The sequence below is a fragment of the Lentisalinibacter orientalis genome (assembly GCF_040706535.1).
Taxonomy (GTDB): domain Bacteria; phylum Pseudomonadota; class Gammaproteobacteria; order Steroidobacterales; family Woeseiaceae; genus Lentisalinibacter; species Lentisalinibacter orientalis.
In genome coordinates, this window is record NZ_JAPDRJ010000001.1 from 1,528,938 (window position 1) to 1,546,197 (window position 17,260).

Below are 17,260 nucleotides of genomic sequence, written 5' to 3' on the forward strand. Positions count from 1 at the left end.
CATGAGTAGAGGCGTATTGACCACCGCGGCGGCGGGCAGCGTGGCGTTGCTCGCGCTGCCCCTCGCCGAGCCGCTCTGGTGGGTGTTCGGCCTGCCGGTGCACTTCCCGCTGCAGATCGCCGCCGGCTGCCTGCTGCTCCTGACCGTCGCCCTGGCGGCCCGGCAGCGGGTGCCGGCGCTGGTGTTCGCGGGTGTGCTGGCGCTATGCCTGTTCCAGGCCCGCGAGCAACTGCCCCGTTTCGCCACGGCGGAGGCTTCCCCCACCGACCTCACCGCCGCGGTCCTGAATCTCGACTGGCGCAACCCGGATCTCGGCGCCGCCGAGGCCTGGCTGCGGCAAGTGCGGGCCGACGTCGTCGTGCTGCCCGAGTACACGCCGGCCGCCGCGCGGCGATTGGAATCCCTGGCCGAGGTCTATCCCCATCGCCTGGAAGCGCCCCGGGACGGCGCCTGGGGCATCGCCCTGCTGAGCCGCCACCCGATCGCCTCCGGCCGGGTGATCCGGCCCGCCGGCATCGACAGTCCCGCGCTGGATGCCGTGCTGGACACGGGAGGGCGGCAGCTGCGGGTGCTGGGCATCCATCCCCGCTCGCCCATCTCGGCAGGCTACACGGACGAGCGCAACGCCCAGCTCGCCGCCGTGGCCGACCTCGTCCGGGAGTCGAGCGGTGCGACGCTGGTCTGCGGGGATTTCAACGACACGCCGTTCTCGCCGAGCTTCCGCGCCTTCAAGGCGCGTGCGGGCGTGGCCAATGCCGCGGCCGGGCAGGGCTACCCGGCCACCTTCCCGGCCGGCTGGCTGCCGGTCTGGGTCCCCATCGACCACTGCGTCTACCGCGGCGGGCTCGTGCCGGTGCGGGTGCAGAGCGGCCCCGATGTGGGCTCCGATCACTACCCGCTGGTGGCGGAGTTCCGCTGGTAACGGCTTCTCCGTAGCGGCACGCCGCGGCCGCCCACGAAAAAGGGCGGCACCCCGCAGGATGCCGCCCTCCGTTCTCTGCACCGGCCGGCCGGATCAGTCCTCGATCAGGAAGCTCCTGAGCTGATCCGAGCGGCTCGGGTGGCGCAGCTTCCTGAGCGCCTTCGCCTCTATCTGGCGGATGCGCTCACGGGTGACGTCGAACTGCTTGCCGACCTCCTCGAGGGTGTGGTCGGTGTTCATGTCGATGCCGAAGCGCATGCGCAGCACCTTCGCCTCCCGCGGCGTGAGGCCCGCCAGCACGCCGTGGGTGGTCTCCTTCAGGCCCTCGGAGGTCGCCGAGTCGATGGGCGATTCCACCGAGGCGTCCTCGATGAAGTCGCCGAGATGCGAGTCCTCGTCGTCGCCGATGGGCGTCTCCATGGAGATGGGCTCCTTGGCGATCTTCAGCACCTTGCGCACCTTGTCTTCCGGCATCTCCATGCGCTCGGCCAGTTCCTCCGGCGTCGGCTCGCGGCCCATCTCCTGCAGCATCTGCCGGGAGATCCGGTTCAGCTTGTTGATGGTCTCGATCATGTGCACCGGGATGCGGATGGTGCGGGCCTGGTCCGCGATGGAGCGGGTGATGGCCTGCCGGATCCACCAGGTGGCGTAGGTCGAGAACTTGTAGCCGCGGCGGTATTCGAACTTGTCCACCGCCTTCATGAGGCCGATGTTGCCCTCCTGGATCAGGTCCAGAAACTGCAGGCCCCGGTTGGTGTACTTCTTGGCAATGGAGATCACCAGGCGCAGGTTGGCCTCCACCATCTCCTTCTTCGCCCGCCGTGCCCGCGCCTCGCCGATGGACATGGCGCGGTTGATTTCCTTGATCTGGGCGATCGAGAGGCCGGTCTCCTCTTCCACCTGCACCAGCTTGCGCTGGGCGCGCAGGATGTCTTCCTTCAGCTTCGACAGCGTGGAGGAGTGCTTGCGCTTGGCACGGATGTGCTTCTCCACCCATTTCAGGTTGGTCTCGTTCTTGGGGAAGCTCGCGATGAAGTCCTTGCGCGGCATGCCGGCCTGCCTGACGCAGATCTGCATGACGGCCCTCTCCTGGGAGCGGATCGTCTGGATCGTGTCGCGCAGGATGGTGATCATCGAGTCGAACAGCTTCGGCGAGAGCTTCAGCTCCATCAGCTCGGCGGTCAGCTCGTCCCGGGCCTTCTTCGTCTTCTTGTCGCGGCTGCCGTACTTGTCCAGCGCCGTCATCACCTTGATGTGCAGCTTCTGGAGCTTCTTCAGGCGCTTGGCCACGTCCTGCGGGTCGGGCGGGGCGTTGGGGTCTTCCTCGTCGTCGCTGCGCTGACCCGGCGTCGGGATCTCGTCCGGCTCGTTCGGGTCGATGAAACCCACCACCAGATCCTGCATGCGGGCGTTGCCGTCCTGCACGGCCGCGAAGACGTCAAGGATGAACTGCACGCTCGGCGGGAAGTGCGACAGCGAGGCCTTGACCTGGTCCAGGCCTTCCTCGATGCGCTTGGCGATCTGGATCTCGCCTTCCCGGGTGAGGAGCTCCACCGTGCCCATCTCACGCATGTACATGCGCACGGGGTCGGTGGTGCGGCCGAACTCGCTGTCGACCGAGGCCAGCGCGTCGGCCGCCTCCTCGGTGTCGTCGTCGTCGTTCGAGACCGCGGCGTCCGACAGCAGCAAAGACTCGGCATCCGGCGCCTTCTCGTGCACCGTGATACCCATGTCGTTGATCATATTGACGATATCCTCGATCTGTTCCGGATCGACGATGTCGTTCGGGAGGTGATCGTTCACCTCCGCGTAGGTCAGATAACCCTGCTCCTTGCCCCGCGCGATCAGCAGTTTGAGCTGAGACTGCTTATCGTTCGGGATCGCGGACGCGCTGTTGCGTTTTTCGCTCACAAACAGAACCTCTGTGCGTGGGTTGGGCAAACGGCTAACTATACTGAATTTTCCGTGATATTTCCATCACCGGACGCCGGATGCGCGGGTCGGGAGAGCAGCTGGCGCAGCTCCTCCCGCTCTTCGGCCGACAGCTCGCCGCTGCGGCCTTTTTCTCGCAGGAATTCCACCCGGTCGTGCCGGGCGGCCTGGACCAGCTGCCGGACACAGCCTTCCAGCTCGGCTGCCGCGTCGAAATCCTCGTGACCGGGGGTCTCGGCGGCGGCAAGTGCCGCCAGGTGCCGGCCGTGGGGACGGTGCCGCCAGCGTTCCAGGATGCCTGCGGTATTCATATGAGGTTCGGCCTGCAGCGTTTCAAGGAGTTCCACCAGTAGGTCGGCACCCGGGCGGTCGAGGCCGGCCAGGCGCTCCACGTCCACCGAGGAGGCCGTCGCCGGGTGATGCAGCAGCAACGTGATGGCCCGCCGGACCAGGGTGGGCCGGCCGGTCTGTATCCGGGGCCGGGCGGGCCGCCGCGGCTCCGCCTTCTTCTCCTCGGGGGCCTCCATCATGCCGGCAAGGCGCTCGCCGGACAGGCCCACCGTCTCGCCGAGGCGCTCGAGCAGCAGTTCCCGGTAGATGCCCGCAGGGATCTTCGCCACCAGCGGCCGTGCCAGTTCGGCCAGCCGCGCGCGGCCGTCCACGGAGCCGAGGTCGACCTGTCCGGCCAGCTCGCCGACCAGGAAATCCGACAACGGCATCCCGTCGTCCAGCACGGCCTCGAAGGCGGCGGCGCCGCTGCCGCTGACCAGGGAGTCCGGGTCCTCGCCCTCGGGCAGGAAGGCGAAATAGATCTGGCGGCCCTCGCGGACCTGGGGCAGGGCGTTCTCGAGAGCGCGCCAGGCGGCCGCGCGGCCGGCCCGGTCCCCGTCGAAACAGAAGCACACGGCGTCGGTCAGGCGGAACAGCCGCGAGAGGTGATCGGCGGTGGTGGCCGTGCCGAGGGTGGCGACCGCATAGCCGATGCCGTGGCGGGCGAGGGCGATGACGTCCATATAGCCCTCCACCACCACCAGGCGGCTGATGTCGCGCAGGCGTTTCTTCGCCTCGTACAGGCCGTAGAGTTCCCGGCCCTTGTGGAACAGCACCGTCTCGGGCGAGTTCAGGTACTTGGGCTCCTCGTCGCCGAGCACCCGCCCGCCGAAGCCGATGGTGCGTCCCCGCGAATCGCGGATGGGAAACATGACACGATGGCGGAAGCGGTCGTAGTAGCCGCCGTTGTCGCGCCGGATCACCAGCCCGGCGGCATGCAGCCGCTCGACGGCTTCGTCGTCGGTGCCGAAGCGCTTCAGCACGTGGTCCCAGCCGGCGGGCGCGAATCCGATGCGGTAGGCCCGGGCGGTGGTGCCGTCGATGCCGCGCTGCTTCAGATAGGCCACGCCCTCGTCGCTGTCGCGCAGGCAATCGACGTAGTACTGCTCGACGGCGGCGGTCAGCTCCAGCAGCCGGTCGAGTTTGCGCGTGGGCCGGGAATCGGCCTCCCGCGGCACCTCCAGCCCCATCAGCCCGGCCAGCTCCTCGATGGCTTCCGGGAAACCGAGGTGGTCGTGCTCCATCAGGAAGCCGATGGCGGTGCCGTGGGCGCCGCAGCCGAAGCAGTGGTAGAAGCCCTTGTCCGGGCTGACGGTGAAAGACGGCGTCTTCTCGCCGTGGAAGGGGCACAGCGCCTTGTATTCCCGGCCCGCCTTCTTCAGCTGGATGCGGGTGCCCAGCACTTCGGCGATGTCCGCGCGGGCGATCAGATCGTCGATGAATTCCTGGGGGATGCGGCCGCTCATATTGCCCTCACCCGACTTTTCCGGCGTGCCCGGCACAGGATAGCCGGCGTGCGGCGCGGACGCGAATGCGCGGTGCGGATGGCGTCAGCCGGCGAGCCTCGCCTTGACCTTCGCGCTCACGGCGCCCATGTCGGCCCGCCCCTGGGCTTCGGTCTTGATCCGGGCCATGACCTTGCCCATGTCGCGCAGCGACTCGGCGCCGGTCTCGGCGATGGCGGCGTCGATGAGTGCCGCGAGTTCGGCGTCGGAGAGCGGCGCCGGGAGATATGCCGACAGCACGCCGATCTCGTAGTTTTCCTTGTCTGCGAGGTCGGCGCGGCCGCCGGCCTCGTACTGGCTCACCGACTCCCTGCGCTGCTTGACCATCTTCTCGATGACGGCCAGCACGTCGGCGTCCGTGAGCTCCTTGCGCTCGTCCACCTCACGCTGCTGCACGGCGGCGAGCGTCATGCGGATCACGCCAAGGCGGTCCTTCTCGCCCGCCTTCATGGCCGATTTCATATCGGCCGTGATCCGCTCTTTCAGGTTCATGGCTCGGTTGCCCTCGGTTAACCTCGGTAACCCACGGCCTCGTAAGGACGCGTACCGGGATGGCAGAGAGCGGCGGCGCTCAGTAGAGCCGCTTGCGGCGGTTCTGCTCGCGGGAGATCCGCTTCATGTGGCGCTTCACGGCGGCCGCCTTCTTGCGCTTGCGCTCCTGGGTGGGCTTTTCGTAGAACTCGCGGCGACGCAGTTCGGTCAGCACGCCCGCCTTCTCGCAGGCACGCTTGAAACGCCGCAGGGCGGCGTCGAAATATTCGTTCTCTCTGACTTTAACGCTCGGCATAGGTTTTCCGGTCTATCTGCTCTCGAGTCGAGGCTGCCGCACGGCATCGGGCCGGCGGGGCACTCGGACCTTGCAATTGGTTGGACAAATCCGCCGCAGCGGACAAAGACCGCCAATTTTACGGCCGGTCCCCGGCGAATGCAAAAGCCTTTTGTGCTTTTCCTGGGGTATTATCCGCCCGCTATGCTGGTACTGGGCATCGAAACGAGCTGCGACGAGACCGGGGTGGCCCTGTACGACACCGAGGCCGGGCTCCTGGAGCACCGTCTGCACAGCCAGGTGGACCTGCATGCCCGCTACGGTGGCGTGGTGCCCGAACTGGCGTCCCGTGACCACTCCAGGCGTCTCGTGCCGCTGGTGGAAGAGGTCATGGCCGACGCGGGCATGGAGACCGGCGACCTGGACGGGATCGCCTACACCGCCGGTCCCGGCCTGATTGGCGCGCTGATGGTGGGGGCCACCTTCGCGGCCAGCTATGCCACCGCCGCCGGCCTGCCCGCGATTCCCGTGCACCACATGGAGGCCCATCTGCTGGCGCCGCTGCTGGAGCCGGAGCCGCCGGAGTTCCCGTTCGTCGCGCTGCTGGTGTCCGGCGGCCATACCCTGCTGGTGGACGTGGCCGGCATCGGCCGCTACACGGTGCTCGGCACCACGCTCGACGATGCGGCAGGCGAAGCCTTCGACAAGACCGCGAAACTGCTGGAGCTCGGCTACCCGGGCGGCCCCGCGCTGGCGGCTCTGGCCGAGCGGGGAGATCCGCGCGCCTTCACCTTCCCCCGTCCGCTCACGCGGCGGCCGGGACTGGACTTCAGCTTCTCGGGCCTGAAGACGGCCGTGCTGGTCGAGGCCCGGCGCCTGCGCGAGGCCGGCTCCTGGGACGAGGGTGCCCGCGCCGACATGGCCGCGTCGTTCGAGGCGGCGGTCGTGGAGACCCTGGTGATCAAGTGCCGCCGGGCGCTGGAGACGGCCGGGCGCAGCCGCCTGGTGGTGGCGGGCGGCGTGGGCGCGAATCGGCGGCTGCGCGAAGCGCTGGTGGCGGACGTCTCCGCCCGCGGCGGCCGCGTGTACTTTCCGCGTCCGGTGTTCTGTACGGACAACGGCGCGATGATCGCGCTGGCCGGCGCGCTCCGGCTGGCACCGTCCGGCGACGAACCCCGCATCCTGGCGCGGGCACGCTGGTCGCTGGAGGACCTGCCGGCAGTGGCGGCCTGAGCGGAGAACTCATGGATATCATCTTTCTGCGCGATCTGCGCATCGACACCGTGGTGGGCATCTGGGACTGGGAGCGGCGCATCCGCCAGACCGTGAGCATCGATCTGGAGATGGCCGCCGACATCGCCCGGGCGGCCGCGACGGACAGCATCGACGACACGCTCAACTACAAGCGCGTGGCGAAGCGGCTCATCGCCTACGTCGAGGCCTCGGAGTTCCAGCTGGTCGAGACCATGGCCGAGCGCATCGCGGAAATCGTGCTGGGTGAGTTCGAGGTGCCCTGGGTGCGGGTCACTGTGAACAAGCCGGGCGCCATCCGCGGCTCCCGGGACGTGGGCGTGCGCATCGAGCGCGGCGTGAGGCCGGACTGAGATGGCGCGGGTGTTCGTCAGCGTCGGCAGCAACGTGCGGCCGGAGGAGAATCTCCGCCTCGCCTGCGGCGAACTCGAGCGGCGCTTCGGCGGCCTGGAGCTCTCCTCCGTGTACCGCAATCCGCCGGTGGGCTTCGACGGGCAGGACTTCCTCAACCTGGTGGCGGCCTTCGATACCGGGACCGATCCCGAGGCCGTGGTCGCCGAGCTGGAGGAGATCCACGAGCTGGCCGGCAGAGAGCGGGGCGGGGAGCGCTTCGGGCCGCGGACGCTGGACCTGGACCTGCTGCTCTACGACGACCTCGTCAGGGAGGGGCCGCCGCTCACGCTGCCCCGGGACGATGTCCTAAAATACGATTTCGTGCTGGGGCCGCTGGCCGAGCTCGCCCCGAATCTCGTCCACCCGGTGGACGGGCGCAGCCTCGCCGAACTCTGGGAGGCCTTCGAGGACGGCGACCGCCGGCTCACCGTGGAGGACGTGGACGTCGAGGCCCGGGTCTGAGGCCTCGAAAAACGGCGCCGGCGGGGATAGATTGGTCAGGTCGAGGGTCCGATACCGCATACGGACGAGTGAGGCGACAGGGATGAACAGATTCAAATCCGTCGGGATCATGATTTTTGCCGCGCTGGCCACGGCGGCCTGCGGCGGCGGTGGCGGAGGCGGCGGCACCGCCTCGCCGCCGACCGGCACGGCGGACTGCAGCGCGACGGCGCAGAAGGAGTTCGTGCTGGCGCGGATGCGCGATATCTATTTCTGGCTGGACGACCTGCCCCAGACCGTGGACATCGACCAGTACGCCACCCCGGAGGAGCTGCTGGACTTCCTGGTGGCGGGCCAGCCGCTCGACCGCTTCAGCTACATCGATACCGCCTCCGCGGATTCCGCCTTCTTCGGCGAGGGCCAGTACGAGGGCTTCGGCTTCAGCACCCGTTTCATCGACACGGACGGAGACAGCCAGTCGGACGAGGTCCGTTTCGTGCGCGTGTTCAGCGACAGCCCGGCGGCGGATGCAGGTCTGGCCCGCGGTCAGTACCTGCGCACGGTCGACGGCCGCAGCATCGCGGAGATCCAGGCTGCCGGCGAGCTCGCCGACATATTCACCCCGGACACCATCCAGTTCGGCATCGAACGGCTGGACGGGACCACCTTCGACGTGGTCGTGAGCAAGGGCGTGGTCACCATCGACCCGGTGCCCCAGTGGCGGGTGATCGACACGCCGGGCGGCCCGGTGGGCTATCTGGAATTCGCCCAGTTCATCAGCACGGCCGAGGGAGCCACCGGGCCGCTGGCCGAGGCCTTCACCGAGTTCGCCGGCCGGGACGTGGCCGACCTGGTGCTGGACCTACGCTACAACGGCGGCGGCCTGGTGCGCACGGCGGAGCTGCTCGGCGACTACCTGGGTGGCTTCATCGCCGAGGGCGACGTGTTCTCCGAGACGCTGTTCAACGCGCAGAACGCAGCCCGCAACGACATCGAGCGGTTCGAGCGGCTGGCGTCCTCGCTGAACCTGTCGCGCCTGATCGTCATCGCCTCGCGCAGCACCGCGTCGGCGAGCGAACTCGTGATCAACGGTCTGTTCCCCGAGGCGGAGGTCGTCATCGTCGGCGATCGCACCTTCGGCAAGCCCGTCGGGCAGACCGCCGAGGTGCTGGACGACTGCGACTTCATCCTGCGCCCGGTGGCCTTCCAGACCGTGAACGGGCTGGGCGAGGGCGACTACTTCGGCGGGCTGCCGGTCGACTGCCCGGCACCCGACGACCTGGACTTCCCCGTGGGCGGTGACGACGACCCGTCGCTGACCACCTCGCTCGCGTATCTCGAGAACGGTGCCTGCCCGGCGCCGGCCACGCTGCAGAAGACCGCGGACCCTGCGCGGCAGGTGCTGCCCGAGGATCGCAGCCCGCCATGGCGGAACCTGAACGGGGTGCACTGAGCGCGGGTGGCCGGGCTCGCCCCGGCGCCTACCAGCCCAGGCTGCGGCCGCCGTCGACGGCGATGATCTGGCCGGTGACGTAGGTGGCGTCGCGCACCAGGTAGAGGACGCAGCCGGCGATGTCGGCAGGCGAGCCGGTGCGCTTCAGCGCCGTCTGGCCGATGATGTTCTCTTTCACCGACTCCGACATGTCCTCGTCCTCCGGCCACAGGATGGCGCCCGGCGAGACGCCGTTGACCCGGATCTCCGGGCCGAGGTCCTTGGCCAGCGAGCGGGTCAGCATGGCGAGCCCCGCCTTGGCGGGCCCGTAGACCGGATGGTCGCGCAGCGGGCGGCGGGCGTGGATGTCCACCAGGTTGACGATCACGCCGCCGGTCTCCCGCAGGTGCGGGGCCGCCGCCTGGGACAGGAACAGCGGCGCCTTCAGGTTGGTGCCCAGCAGGTCGTCCCAGTGCTCCCGCGTGATGGTGCCGACCGGCGTCGGGTAGAACGTGGAGGCGTTGTTCACCAGCACGTCCAGCCGTCCGGCGTGCTCCACGACCCGCTGCACCAGCGAGTCGCGGGCATCGTCGTCGAGCAGGTCGGCGGCGAAGGCGGCCGCCGAACCGGGCCGGGCGGCTTCGAGTTCGGCCACCAGCGCTTCGGCGGGCCCGGCGGAGCTGCGATAATGCACGGCGATATTCGCTCCGGCCCCGTGCAGCGTGCGCGCGATCTGCGCGCCGATGCGCTTCGCGCCGCCGGTGATCAGGACCCAGCGGGAATCGAGATTCTTGTGACTGTCGTTTTCGCCCATGCCGGCCGCCTTCCGTCCGCCCGTCCGTTCGCCCACCCGACCGCCCATCCGTCGGCCTATCCGTCGGTCAGTCGCCGAGCCTGTGTTTCGGCTCCGGCAGTGATACGGATTCGCCGGGAATGATGCAAGTCCGCGGCGGGAGAACCGAGGCGCTGCCGACGCCGCAGCCGGATGCCCTGGCCCACTCGGCGCGGCTGGAGGCGCTGGTGCGCGAGCGCATCCGCGCGGCCGGTGGCGCGCTCGGCTTTGCCGACTACATGAACCTGGTCCTCTACGCGCCGGGCCTGGGCTATTACTCGGCCGGTGCGCGGAAGTTCGGCCCGGCCGGGGACTTTGTCACGGCGCCGGAAGTGAGTCCGCTCTTCTCCCGGGTTCTCGCGCGGCAACTCGCCGGGATGCTCGCGGCCGTGGGTGGCGGCGACATCCTGGAGCTCGGCGCCGGCAGCGGCGTCATGGCGGCGGAGATCCTGGCCGCACTCGCCGCGTCGGACGCCCTGCCGGAACGTTATCGAATCCTCGAGGTGAGCGCGGATCTGCGGGCCCGGCAGCGGGAGACGATCGCCGCGCGGATGCCGGGGGAGCTCGGGCGGGTGCGCTGGCTGGAGGGGCTGCCCGCCGAGCCCCTGCGCGGGGTGATCGTGGGCAACGAGGTCGTCGACGCATTGCCGGTGGAGCGTTTCCGCCGCGAAGGGGAGGGCGTGAGCCGGGCGGTGGTCACGGAGACACCGGCGGGCCTCGCGCCGGACTGGGCCCCGGCACCGCCGGCGCTGGCCGGGGCGGTGGCCGCCCTGGAGGCGCGGCTCGGCAGGCGCCTCGCGCCCGGTTACGTCTCCGAACTCTCCCTCGGTCTCGGCGGCTGGATGGGCGACGTGGCCGCAGCGCTCGACGAGGGGTTCCTGTTGCTCGCCGATTACGGCTTCAGCGAGTCGGAGTATTACGCGCCGGAGCGCAGCGGCGGCACGTTCCGCTGCCACTACCGGCACCGCGCCCACGAGGACGCCCTGCTCTGGCCCGGCCTGCAGGACCTGACCGCGTGGGTCGATTTCACGGCCCTGGCGGAGGCGGGCCTGGCCGCCGGGCTGGAGCTGATTGGTTACACGACCCAGGCTCACTTCCTGATCGCGGCTGGACTGGAGGCCGAACTGGCCGGGCTGGAGACCCTCGACCAGCGGCAGCGCCTGTCGTTGTCGGCCGAGGTCAAAACCCTTACGCTGCCCGGCGAGATGGGCGAGGCATTCAGATTCATGGGCTTCAGCCGGGCGGCGGACCGGCGTCCGTTGCAATCCGTGCAACCGAACGGCTTCGCCCTCGGCGATCTCAGGCGCACCCTTTGAGTTCGTTGCCGAGTCCGTTGCCGAGTCCTCTGCCGTGACCTGGTGGCAGTCGGTCGTCCTCGCCCTGCTGCAGGGGCTGACCGAGTTCCTCCCCATCTCCAGTTCGGGCCATCTGGTGCTGGTGCCGGTGATCGCCGGCTGGCAGGACCAGGGCCTCGCCTTCGACGTGGCCGTGCACTTTGGCACCCTGGCTGCCGTGCTGATCTACTTCCGCCGCGACCTGCTGGCGATGGTCGGCGGCTGGTTGCGTCAGGTCGGCGGGGGCGGCCCGTCGCCGGAGTCCCGGCTGGCGTGGGCGGTGATCGTGGGTACGCTGCCGCTGGGCCTGGTGGGCTTCGTCGGGCACGACTGGATCGAGGCGAACCTGCGCTCGGCACTCGTCATCGCGGCGGCCACGGGCGGTTTCGGCGTCGCACTGTGGCTTGCCGATGCGTTCGGCGCCCAGCGCCGCTCGGAAGACTCGCTGCGGCTCGGCGATGCCCTGCTGGTCGGGCTGGCGCAGGTGCTCGCGCTCATACCCGGGACGTCGCGCTCGGGCATCACGATGACCGCCGCGATGGCGCTGGGGCTGACCCGCAGCGCGGCGGCGCGGTTCTCCTTCTTGCTGTCGGTGCCCGCCATCCTGGCGGCGACCGGTCTGGAGACCTGGAACCTGATCGAATCCACCGACCCGGTCCGCTGGGACATCCTCGCCGGCGCCACCGCCATCTCCGCCGTGACCGCCTATCTCGCCATACGGCTGTTCCTCGGCTTCATCGAGCGCATCGGCATGTGGCCGTTCGCCGCGTACCGGCTGGTGCTGGCCGCGGTGATCCTCTGGCTGGTGGTCTAGTTTCGGCGCGCCGTCGTCGCGTTGTCGGCGGGTGCTAGCCGGCGTCGCGAGGCAGCGCCCCGCGCAGCGCGTCGATACGGGCCTCCCGGATGGCCCGGCCGATGGCCGGTCCCTCCAGAGTCTCGTCGGCCACGTCGTCGACCGAGACCGCGGCGGCCACCTGCCGGGCGCGGCGCAGCCGGTCGGCCTGCGGGTAGGGGCGATCTTCGAGGCCGGTGCGGCCGCGGGCGTCGGCCTCGCAGGCGAGCAGGAATTCCTCGAAGCGTTCCGGCCGCCGGAAGGCGTCCGCTGCCTCCAGCAGCTTCATCACCGTCGACGGCCTGAGTTCGGTCGCGCGGTGGCAGAGCCCGTGATACTCGGCAACCAGCAGTGCGAGGTCGCGGCAGGCCTTCGGCACGGGCAGGCGTTCGCACAGGCGGCCGAGCAGACGCACGCTGCGCCGTTCGTGTCCCCGGTGCCGCGGCCATTCCGATTCGGGGGTCTCGCCCTTGCCCAGGTCGTGGGTGAGGGCGGCGAAGCGCACCCCCAGCGACGGCGACAGCCGGGCGGCCTGCTCCAGCACCAGCAGGGTGTGCAGGCCGGTGTCGACCTCGGGGTGCCATTCCTCCGGCTGGGGCACGCCGAACAGCGCATCCACCTCGGGGAACAGGACGCCCAGGGCGCCGCAGACGTAGAGGACGTGGAAGTAGACGGCGGGTCGCGGCCCCTCGAGCGCGTTGGCCGTCTCCTGCCAGACCCGCTCGGGGGTGAGATGCTCCAGTTCCCCGGACTGGGCGAGTTCCGCCATCAGGCCGAGGGTCTCGCCGGCGAGGGTGAAGCCGAGGTCGGAGAAGCGGGCGGTGAAGCGCGCGGCGCGCAGTACCCGCAGCGGGTCTTCGGCGAAGGCCGGGGAGACGTGGCGGAGGAGGCGCTCCTCCAGGTCGCGGCGGCCGCCGTAAGGGTCGATGATGGTGCCGTCGGGGGCCTCGGCCATGGCGTTGACGGTGAGATCGCGGCGCCGCAGATCGTCTTCCAGCGTGACCTCCGGCGAGGTGTCGAACTCGAAGCCGTGGTAGCCGTGGCCGGACTTGCGCTCGCTGCGGGCCAGCGCGTATTCCTCCCCCGTCTCCGGGTGCAGGAATACCGGGAAGTCCTTGCCGACCTGGCGGTAGCCCTGATCGATCATTTCGGCCGGTGTGGCGCCGACGACGACCCAGTCCCGCTCCCTGACCGGCAGGCCGAGCAGGCGGTCACGGACTGCCCCGCCGACAAGGTAGACTTCCATCGGCGCATTCTAACGTGAAGACACGAATGGTCCGCAAATCCCTCATCCGTACGGCCACGGCGGCGCTCGTCGTCGTCCTCGCGACCGGCCTCGGCGGCTGCTACTACCTGCAGGCCGCCCGCGGGCAGCTGGAGATCGTGCGCAAGCGCACGCCCATCGCCGAGGTGATGGAGGATCCGGCGACGTCCCCCGCGCTGCGCCGGCGCCTGGAGCTGGTGCGCTCGGCGCGGGAATTCGGCGTGGCCGAGCTCGGCCTGCCCGACAACGGCAGCTACCGCAGCTACGCCGACCTGGGGCGTGACTTCGTCGTCTGGAACGTCTTCGCGGCACCGGAATTCTCGCTGGAGCCGAAGCGATGGTGCTTCCCCGTGGCCGGCTGCGTCGCCTACCGGGGTTACTTCCACCGCGAGGCGGCCGAGGCCGAGGCGGCGCGGCTGGCCGCGGACGGCTACGACACCCATGTCGCCGGCGTGGCGGCCTATTCCACGCTGGGCCGCTTCGAGGATCCCGTCCTGAACACGATGATGGGCTGGTCCGACCTGCGGCTGGTGGAGACCCTGTTCCACGAACTCGCCCACCAGCGCCTGTACGTGCAGGACGACACCGAGTTCAACGAGTCGTTCGCCACCGTGGCAGGCCGCGTGGGTGTGCGCCGCTGGCTGCAGCGGCGCGGCGACGCGGAGGGCCTCGCGGCGCTGGAGCGGCGGGTGGCGTGGCTGCGCGACTGGATGGCGGAGGTGGAGGCGCTGCGCAGCCGTCTCGCGGCACTGTACGCCAGCGGAAGGCCGCCGGCGGAGATGCGTGCGGAGAAGGCGCGTCTGTTCGACGAGCTCGCGCGCTCGCCCATCGCTCCCCGACAGGTGCCGAACGACAATGCGGCGCTGGTGCCGGCGATGGCCTACCACGGCCTGGTGCCCGGCTTCACCGGGATGCTGGAGGCCTGCGACGGCGAACTCGACTGCTTCTACGACCGGGCCGCCGCGATGGCGGAGCTGGAGCCGGCGACGCGGCGCGAGCGCCTGGCTTCTTATCGCTGAGTAATGCGTCCCGCTTCGCGGCGGTAACGGGAATAACGGGCGTTGCGCCCCGCCTTGCCGATGTACAGGGGCATCGCGGTCTCGAGAGAACGGGGGCGGATGCCGAAGTGCTCGAAGCCGTCGCTGTCGCAGACGCTGGGCACGGTCAGGGACAGGTAGTTGTCCCAGGACAGCGGCTTGCCCGGCACGTATTCGAAGATGCGCGCCTGCAGCCGCGACGCCCATTCCGGCAGGCCGACGATCAGGCGGCGTATCTCCAGCGTCGCGCAGATGAGCTCCACGAGTTCGCGCAGCGTGTAGGCCCTGGGACCGCAGAGTTCGAAGCGGCGCGACTCGGTCTCCGCGTCGTCCAGGGAGAGGGCGAATGCCTCGGCCACGTCGTCGACCGAAACCGGCGCGAAGCGCGAGTCCGGCATGGCCAGCGGCAGCACGGGGAGGAACTTCAGCAGACCGGCGAAGCGGTTCACGAAGCCGTCGTCGGGACCGAAGATCACCGACGGCTGGAAGAGGGTCCAGGCCAGCGCGTCGCCGCTGTCCCGCTCGATGATCTCCTCGGCCTCGCCCTTCGTGCGCAGGTAATGGCTCGGGCCCGCCGGACTGGCTTTCAGCGCGCTCATCTGCAACAGGCGCCCGACCCCCGCCGAGCGGCAGGCCGCCACCACCTTGCGGGTGAGCTCCCGGTGCGCGGCGTCGAAGCCGCGGCCGCTGTGGCCGGACTCGTTCAGGATGCCCACCAGGTTGATCACGGTGTCCTGCCCCTGGAACAGCCGCTCGAGGGCGGCCGGGTCGTGCACGTCGGCAGCCACCAGCGTGACGGTGGGCAGCACCTTCAGGTGGCGGCCGTTCTCCACGTTGCGCGTGGGTACCAGTACCCGGTGCTGATCCGCGGCGAGACGCTCGACGATCTCGGTGCCCACGAAGCCGGTGCCGCCCAGTACGCAGATCCTGTGCGTCATGGTCCGCTTTCCCCGGCCCGCGCCAGCGCCAGCCGCTCGCCCGACGGCGCGACGGGGCGATGCAGTGCCGAGAGCCGAAGCTCGCGGCCGGTCAGTCGCCAGCTGAAGATGCTGTCCGCCGTCAGGACGCGCTTGACGTAGCTGCGGGTCTCGGCGAACGGGATGGTCTCGATCCAGATGTCGGCCGGCAGCGACCCTGCCTCCGGCAGCCAGCGCTCCACCCGGTGCGGGCCTGCGTTGTACGCCGCGGTGGCCAGCACCGGGTTCGCGTCGAAGCGTTCGTAGACTTCGGCCAGGTACCGGGTGCCGAGCTGGATGTTGGCCGGCGGGTCGATCAGCGTCGCGTAGCCGCGCCAGCGCAACCGCGCGCGCTGCGCCGTGCCGCGCCCCGTGGCCGGCATGAGCTGCATCACGCCGATGGCGCCGGCGGACGAACGGATGTCCGCCATGAACAGGCTCTCGCTGCGGGCGATGCCGTAGGCCCAGGCCTCGCGGATGTCGGCGGCCGCGGCGTGAGTCTCGAAGTCCGTCTTCCAGGGCAACGGATAGCGCAGCCCGAGGTCGTCGTAGTGACCGGCCTTCGCCGCGGTGGCGATCGCCCGGGAGTGCCAGCCCCAGCGGTGCGCGAGCAGCGCGGCCTGGGCCAGCCGGTGGTCGTCGAGTCCGGCAACGGCTTCGTTCCACTCGCTGCGTCCCAGGCTCTCCAGGCCCACGTGGAACAGCTCGCCGGCCCGGCGGATGGCCGGGTCGCGCGCCAGCGCCGCGAGGGTCTCCTCGTCGGCCGGCAGCGGCGCATGGCCGAAGGCATAGGGCAGCTCCAGCGCATCCGCGGCCAGGAAGCCGTGATAGCTGCGTTCCGCGGCGAGTGCGCGCCACAGGGTCTCGGCAGCGGCCTGCTCGCCGGTGGCGGCCAGCGCCCGTGCGCGCCAGTAGCGCCAGACGTCCTCACCGGCCAGGTCGGATGGCATTGCCTCGATGGCGGCCAGCACGTCCGGCCAGTCTTCGCGGCGCAGTGCGTCCCGGGTGCGCCAGGCGAGCACGTCGGCGGAGGCCAGGTGCGCGGGGATCGCCTTCAGAAGACCCGGCGCCGCGGGCTCGCCCCGCAGGGCGGCGCGGATGCCGATGTAGCCCGCCACGTCCCAGCGCTCCCGGCCGGAGACGCCCAGCTGCGGCGCCAGCCGCCGCCAGAGTTCGGCCGCATAGGCGGGATCGCGGCGCGCGAGCGCCTCCACGCCCCAGAGGGCGCGCGCCCGGACGGTCGCCCCGACGCCGGCGGGGTCCAGCCGGACGAGTTCCGCGGCGGGGTCGTTCTGCATGGCGATCCACGCCGCGGCTTCCCGCTGCGCCTCGTCGTCCAGTTCCCGTGCCAGATAGCGGGCCAGCCGGAACTCCCGGGCGTCGATGGCGAGCGCGAACCGTTGCCGGTAGCGTTCGGCGTCCAGCAGTCCCTGAGCGCGCATGGCGTCGAAGACGGGATCGCATTCCCGCGGCTGGCTCCGGCCCGCGAGCCAGAGCCGCTCGACGTCGTTCTCCGTGTAGCGATGGCCGGCTGCGGCCAGCGTCCGCGCCCGTGCCGCGGTGCAGTCGAGTGCGGTGATGCCCGCGTCCGCATAGCGCTCGTCATACAGCGCCAGGAAACGCGGCCAGTCGCCCCGCCGTGCCAGCTCGTGGATCCAGCGGTTGGCCAGCCGTCGGGCGGGCGGCAGGTGCGCATGTTCCCGCAGGAAGGCCTCGACGTCCGCAGTATCCGCGCGCCGGATCGTCGCCTGCAGCCAGGCCACGCGCAGATCGGGCCAGAGCGGATAGTCGCGGAGCTCGGCGGCGGCCGCTTCCGCCGGCGCCCATTCACCTTCGCGGGCCTCCGCGTAGGCGGTGGCGAACAGCTGCCGGCGGGCTTCGATATCGTCGGCCGCGGAAGCCCGGTCCGCCGCGGTCGCAGCCGTGAGGGCCACGGCGGCCGGGACGGCCATGGCTGCCAGGGCGAGAAGAAAGAGCGGAAGGGCGCGCGAGCCGTGCATGCTGAGAACATACGCAGCGGCCCGGGCGGTGGC

The 17,260-nt window shown here is 70.3% G+C and carries 16 protein-coding genes; 8 read left to right on the plus strand and 8 right to left on the minus strand.

Annotated elements, in window-relative coordinates; all coding sequences use genetic code 11:
* Nucleotide 1 precedes the first annotated feature (1 nt).
* Nucleotides 2-922, plus strand: a complete 921-nt coding sequence (locus ACJMK0_RS06750) for an endonuclease/exonuclease/phosphatase family protein (RefSeq protein WP_405236734.1) — start codon at nucleotides 2-4, stop codon at nucleotides 920-922.
* A gap of 93 nt (nucleotides 923-1,015) precedes the next feature.
* On the opposite strand, the gene rpoD is transcribed toward ACJMK0_RS06750, so the two are convergent.
* The 4 genes from rpoD to rpsU all read right to left on the minus strand — a co-directional run bounded on the left by rpoD (nucleotide 1,016) and on the right by rpsU (nucleotide 5,476).
* Nucleotides 1,016-2,833 carry an RNA polymerase sigma factor RpoD gene (gene rpoD / locus ACJMK0_RS06755; protein ID WP_405236736.1) on the minus strand — a complete coding sequence of 606 codons (1,818 nt, stop codon included), beginning with the start codon at nucleotides 2,831-2,833 and terminating at the stop codon, nucleotides 1,016-1,018.
* Nucleotides 2,834-2,871: 38 nt separating this feature from the next.
* Nucleotides 2,872-4,650 (minus strand): DNA primase, encoded by a 1,779-nt coding sequence (dnaG, locus tag ACJMK0_RS06760; protein ID WP_405236737.1) that lies wholly within the window; start codon nucleotides 4,648-4,650, stop codon nucleotides 2,872-2,874.
* Between the two features lie 84 nt (nucleotides 4,651-4,734).
* On the minus strand, nucleotides 4,735-5,181 hold the full coding sequence (locus ACJMK0_RS06765; protein WP_405236739.1) for a GatB/YqeY domain-containing protein: 447 nt from the start codon (nucleotides 5,179-5,181) through the stop codon (nucleotides 4,735-4,737).
* A 79-nt stretch (nucleotides 5,182-5,260) separates the two neighbouring features.
* Nucleotides 5,261-5,476, minus strand: coding sequence for a 30S ribosomal protein S21 (rpsU, locus tag ACJMK0_RS06770; RefSeq protein WP_405227569.1), 216 nt, complete (start codon nucleotides 5,474-5,476; stop codon nucleotides 5,261-5,263).
* A 183-nt stretch (nucleotides 5,477-5,659) separates the two neighbouring features.
* On the opposite strand from rpsU, the gene tsaD reads away from it, so the two are divergent.
* The 4 genes from tsaD (at nucleotide 5,660) to ACJMK0_RS06790 (ending at nucleotide 8,993) form a co-directional block, all read left to right on the plus strand.
* Nucleotides 5,660-6,688, plus strand: coding sequence for a tRNA (adenosine(37)-N6)-threonylcarbamoyltransferase complex transferase subunit TsaD (gene tsaD, locus ACJMK0_RS06775; RefSeq protein ID WP_405236741.1), 1,029 nt, complete (start codon nucleotides 5,660-5,662; stop codon nucleotides 6,686-6,688).
* Nucleotides 6,689-6,699: 11 nt separating this feature from the next.
* Entirely contained in the window at nucleotides 6,700-7,059 is a 360-nt protein-coding gene (gene folB, locus ACJMK0_RS06780; protein ID WP_405232178.1) for a dihydroneopterin aldolase, read from the plus strand.
* Between the two features lies 1 nt (nucleotide 7,060).
* Nucleotides 7,061-7,561, plus strand: a complete 501-nt coding sequence (gene folK, locus ACJMK0_RS06785; protein WP_405236743.1) for a 2-amino-4-hydroxy-6-hydroxymethyldihydropteridine diphosphokinase — start codon at nucleotides 7,061-7,063, stop codon at nucleotides 7,559-7,561.
* An 82-nt stretch (nucleotides 7,562-7,643) separates the two neighbouring features.
* Nucleotides 7,644-8,993, plus strand: a complete 1,350-nt coding sequence (locus tag ACJMK0_RS06790) for a S41 family peptidase (protein WP_405236745.1) — start codon at nucleotides 7,644-7,646, stop codon at nucleotides 8,991-8,993.
* A 28-nt stretch (nucleotides 8,994-9,021) separates the two neighbouring features.
* Here the strand turns inward: ACJMK0_RS06790 and ACJMK0_RS06795 are convergent, their stop codons facing one another.
* Nucleotides 9,022-9,786 (minus strand): pteridine reductase, encoded by a 765-nt coding sequence (locus tag ACJMK0_RS06795; RefSeq protein WP_405236747.1) that lies wholly within the window; start codon nucleotides 9,784-9,786, stop codon nucleotides 9,022-9,024.
* A gap of 119 nt (nucleotides 9,787-9,905) precedes the next feature.
* Here ACJMK0_RS06795 and ACJMK0_RS06800 point away from each other — a divergent pair, with 119 nt between their 5' ends.
* Both ACJMK0_RS06800 and ACJMK0_RS06805 read left to right on the plus strand, forming a co-directional pair.
* Nucleotides 9,906-11,120 (plus strand): class I SAM-dependent methyltransferase, encoded by a 1,215-nt coding sequence (locus tag ACJMK0_RS06800; protein WP_405236749.1) that lies wholly within the window; start codon nucleotides 9,906-9,908, stop codon nucleotides 11,118-11,120.
* A 34-nt stretch (nucleotides 11,121-11,154) separates the two neighbouring features.
* Nucleotides 11,155-11,952 carry an undecaprenyl-diphosphate phosphatase gene (locus tag ACJMK0_RS06805; protein WP_405236751.1) on the plus strand — a complete coding sequence of 266 codons (798 nt, stop codon included), beginning with the start codon at nucleotides 11,155-11,157 and terminating at the stop codon, nucleotides 11,950-11,952.
* A 34-nt stretch (nucleotides 11,953-11,986) separates the two neighbouring features.
* On the opposite strand, the gene ACJMK0_RS06810 is transcribed toward ACJMK0_RS06805, so the two are convergent.
* Nucleotides 11,987-13,216 carry a multifunctional CCA addition/repair protein gene (locus tag ACJMK0_RS06810; protein WP_405236753.1) on the minus strand — a complete coding sequence of 410 codons (1,230 nt, stop codon included), beginning with the start codon at nucleotides 13,214-13,216 and terminating at the stop codon, nucleotides 11,987-11,989.
* Nucleotides 13,217-13,242: 26 nt separating this feature from the next.
* On the opposite strand from ACJMK0_RS06810, the gene ACJMK0_RS06815 reads away from it, so the two are divergent.
* The gene (locus ACJMK0_RS06815; RefSeq protein WP_405236755.1) at nucleotides 13,243-14,253 is read left to right on the plus strand and encodes an aminopeptidase; all 1,011 of its coding nucleotides are present in this window, start codon (nucleotides 13,243-13,245) and stop codon (nucleotides 14,251-14,253) included.
* Here ACJMK0_RS06815 and ACJMK0_RS06820 read toward each other — a convergent pair.
* Nucleotides 14,244-15,209: a complex I NDUFA9 subunit family protein gene (locus tag ACJMK0_RS06820; RefSeq protein ID WP_405236757.1), complete on the minus strand. Its 966-nt coding sequence runs from the start codon at nucleotides 15,207-15,209 to the stop codon at nucleotides 14,244-14,246. The genes ACJMK0_RS06815 and ACJMK0_RS06820 overlap by 10 nt on opposite strands.
* Nucleotides 15,206-17,227, minus strand: a complete 2,022-nt coding sequence (locus ACJMK0_RS06825; RefSeq protein WP_405236759.1) for a transglycosylase SLT domain-containing protein — start codon at nucleotides 17,225-17,227, stop codon at nucleotides 15,206-15,208. The genes ACJMK0_RS06820 and ACJMK0_RS06825 overlap by 4 nt, the downstream gene beginning before the upstream one ends.
* Nucleotides 17,228-17,260 lie beyond the last annotated feature (33 nt).

Excerpts from the sequence above, each read along its gene's own strand:
- ACJMK0_RS06750 (WP_405236734.1), top strand. The coding sequence starts at position 2 with ATGAGTAGAGGCGTATTGACCACCGCGGCGGCGGGCAGCGTGGCGTTG.
- dnaG (WP_405236737.1), bottom strand. The coding sequence starts at position 4,650 with ATGAGCGGCCGCATCCCCCAGGAATTCATCGACGATCTGATCGCCCGC.
- ACJMK0_RS06765 (WP_405236739.1), bottom strand. The coding sequence starts at position 5,181 with ATGAACCTGAAAGAGCGGATCACGGCCGATATGAAATCGGCCATGAAG.
- rpsU (WP_405227569.1), bottom strand. The coding sequence starts at position 5,476 with ATGCCGAGCGTTAAAGTCAGAGAGAACGAATATTTCGACGCCGCCCTG.
- tsaD (WP_405236741.1), top strand. The coding sequence starts at position 5,660 with ATGCTGGTACTGGGCATCGAAACGAGCTGCGACGAGACCGGGGTGGCC.
- folB (WP_405232178.1), top strand. The coding sequence starts at position 6,700 with ATGGATATCATCTTTCTGCGCGATCTGCGCATCGACACCGTGGTGGGC.
- folK (WP_405236743.1), top strand. The coding sequence starts at position 7,061 with ATGGCGCGGGTGTTCGTCAGCGTCGGCAGCAACGTGCGGCCGGAGGAG.
- ACJMK0_RS06790 (WP_405236745.1), top strand. The coding sequence starts at position 7,644 with ATGAACAGATTCAAATCCGTCGGGATCATGATTTTTGCCGCGCTGGCC.
- ACJMK0_RS06795 (WP_405236747.1), bottom strand. The coding sequence starts at position 9,786 with ATGGGCGAAAACGACAGTCACAAGAATCTCGATTCCCGCTGGGTCCTG.
- ACJMK0_RS06800 (WP_405236749.1), top strand. The coding sequence starts at position 9,906 with ATGATGCAAGTCCGCGGCGGGAGAACCGAGGCGCTGCCGACGCCGCAG.
- ACJMK0_RS06810 (WP_405236753.1), bottom strand. The coding sequence starts at position 13,216 with ATGGAAGTCTACCTTGTCGGCGGGGCAGTCCGTGACCGCCTGCTCGGC.
- ACJMK0_RS06815 (WP_405236755.1), top strand. The coding sequence starts at position 13,243 with ATGGTCCGCAAATCCCTCATCCGTACGGCCACGGCGGCGCTCGTCGTC.
- ACJMK0_RS06820 (WP_405236757.1), bottom strand. The coding sequence starts at position 15,209 with ATGACGCACAGGATCTGCGTACTGGGCGGCACCGGCTTCGTGGGCACC.
- ACJMK0_RS06825 (WP_405236759.1), bottom strand. The coding sequence starts at position 17,227 with ATGCACGGCTCGCGCGCCCTTCCGCTCTTTCTTCTCGCCCTGGCAGCC.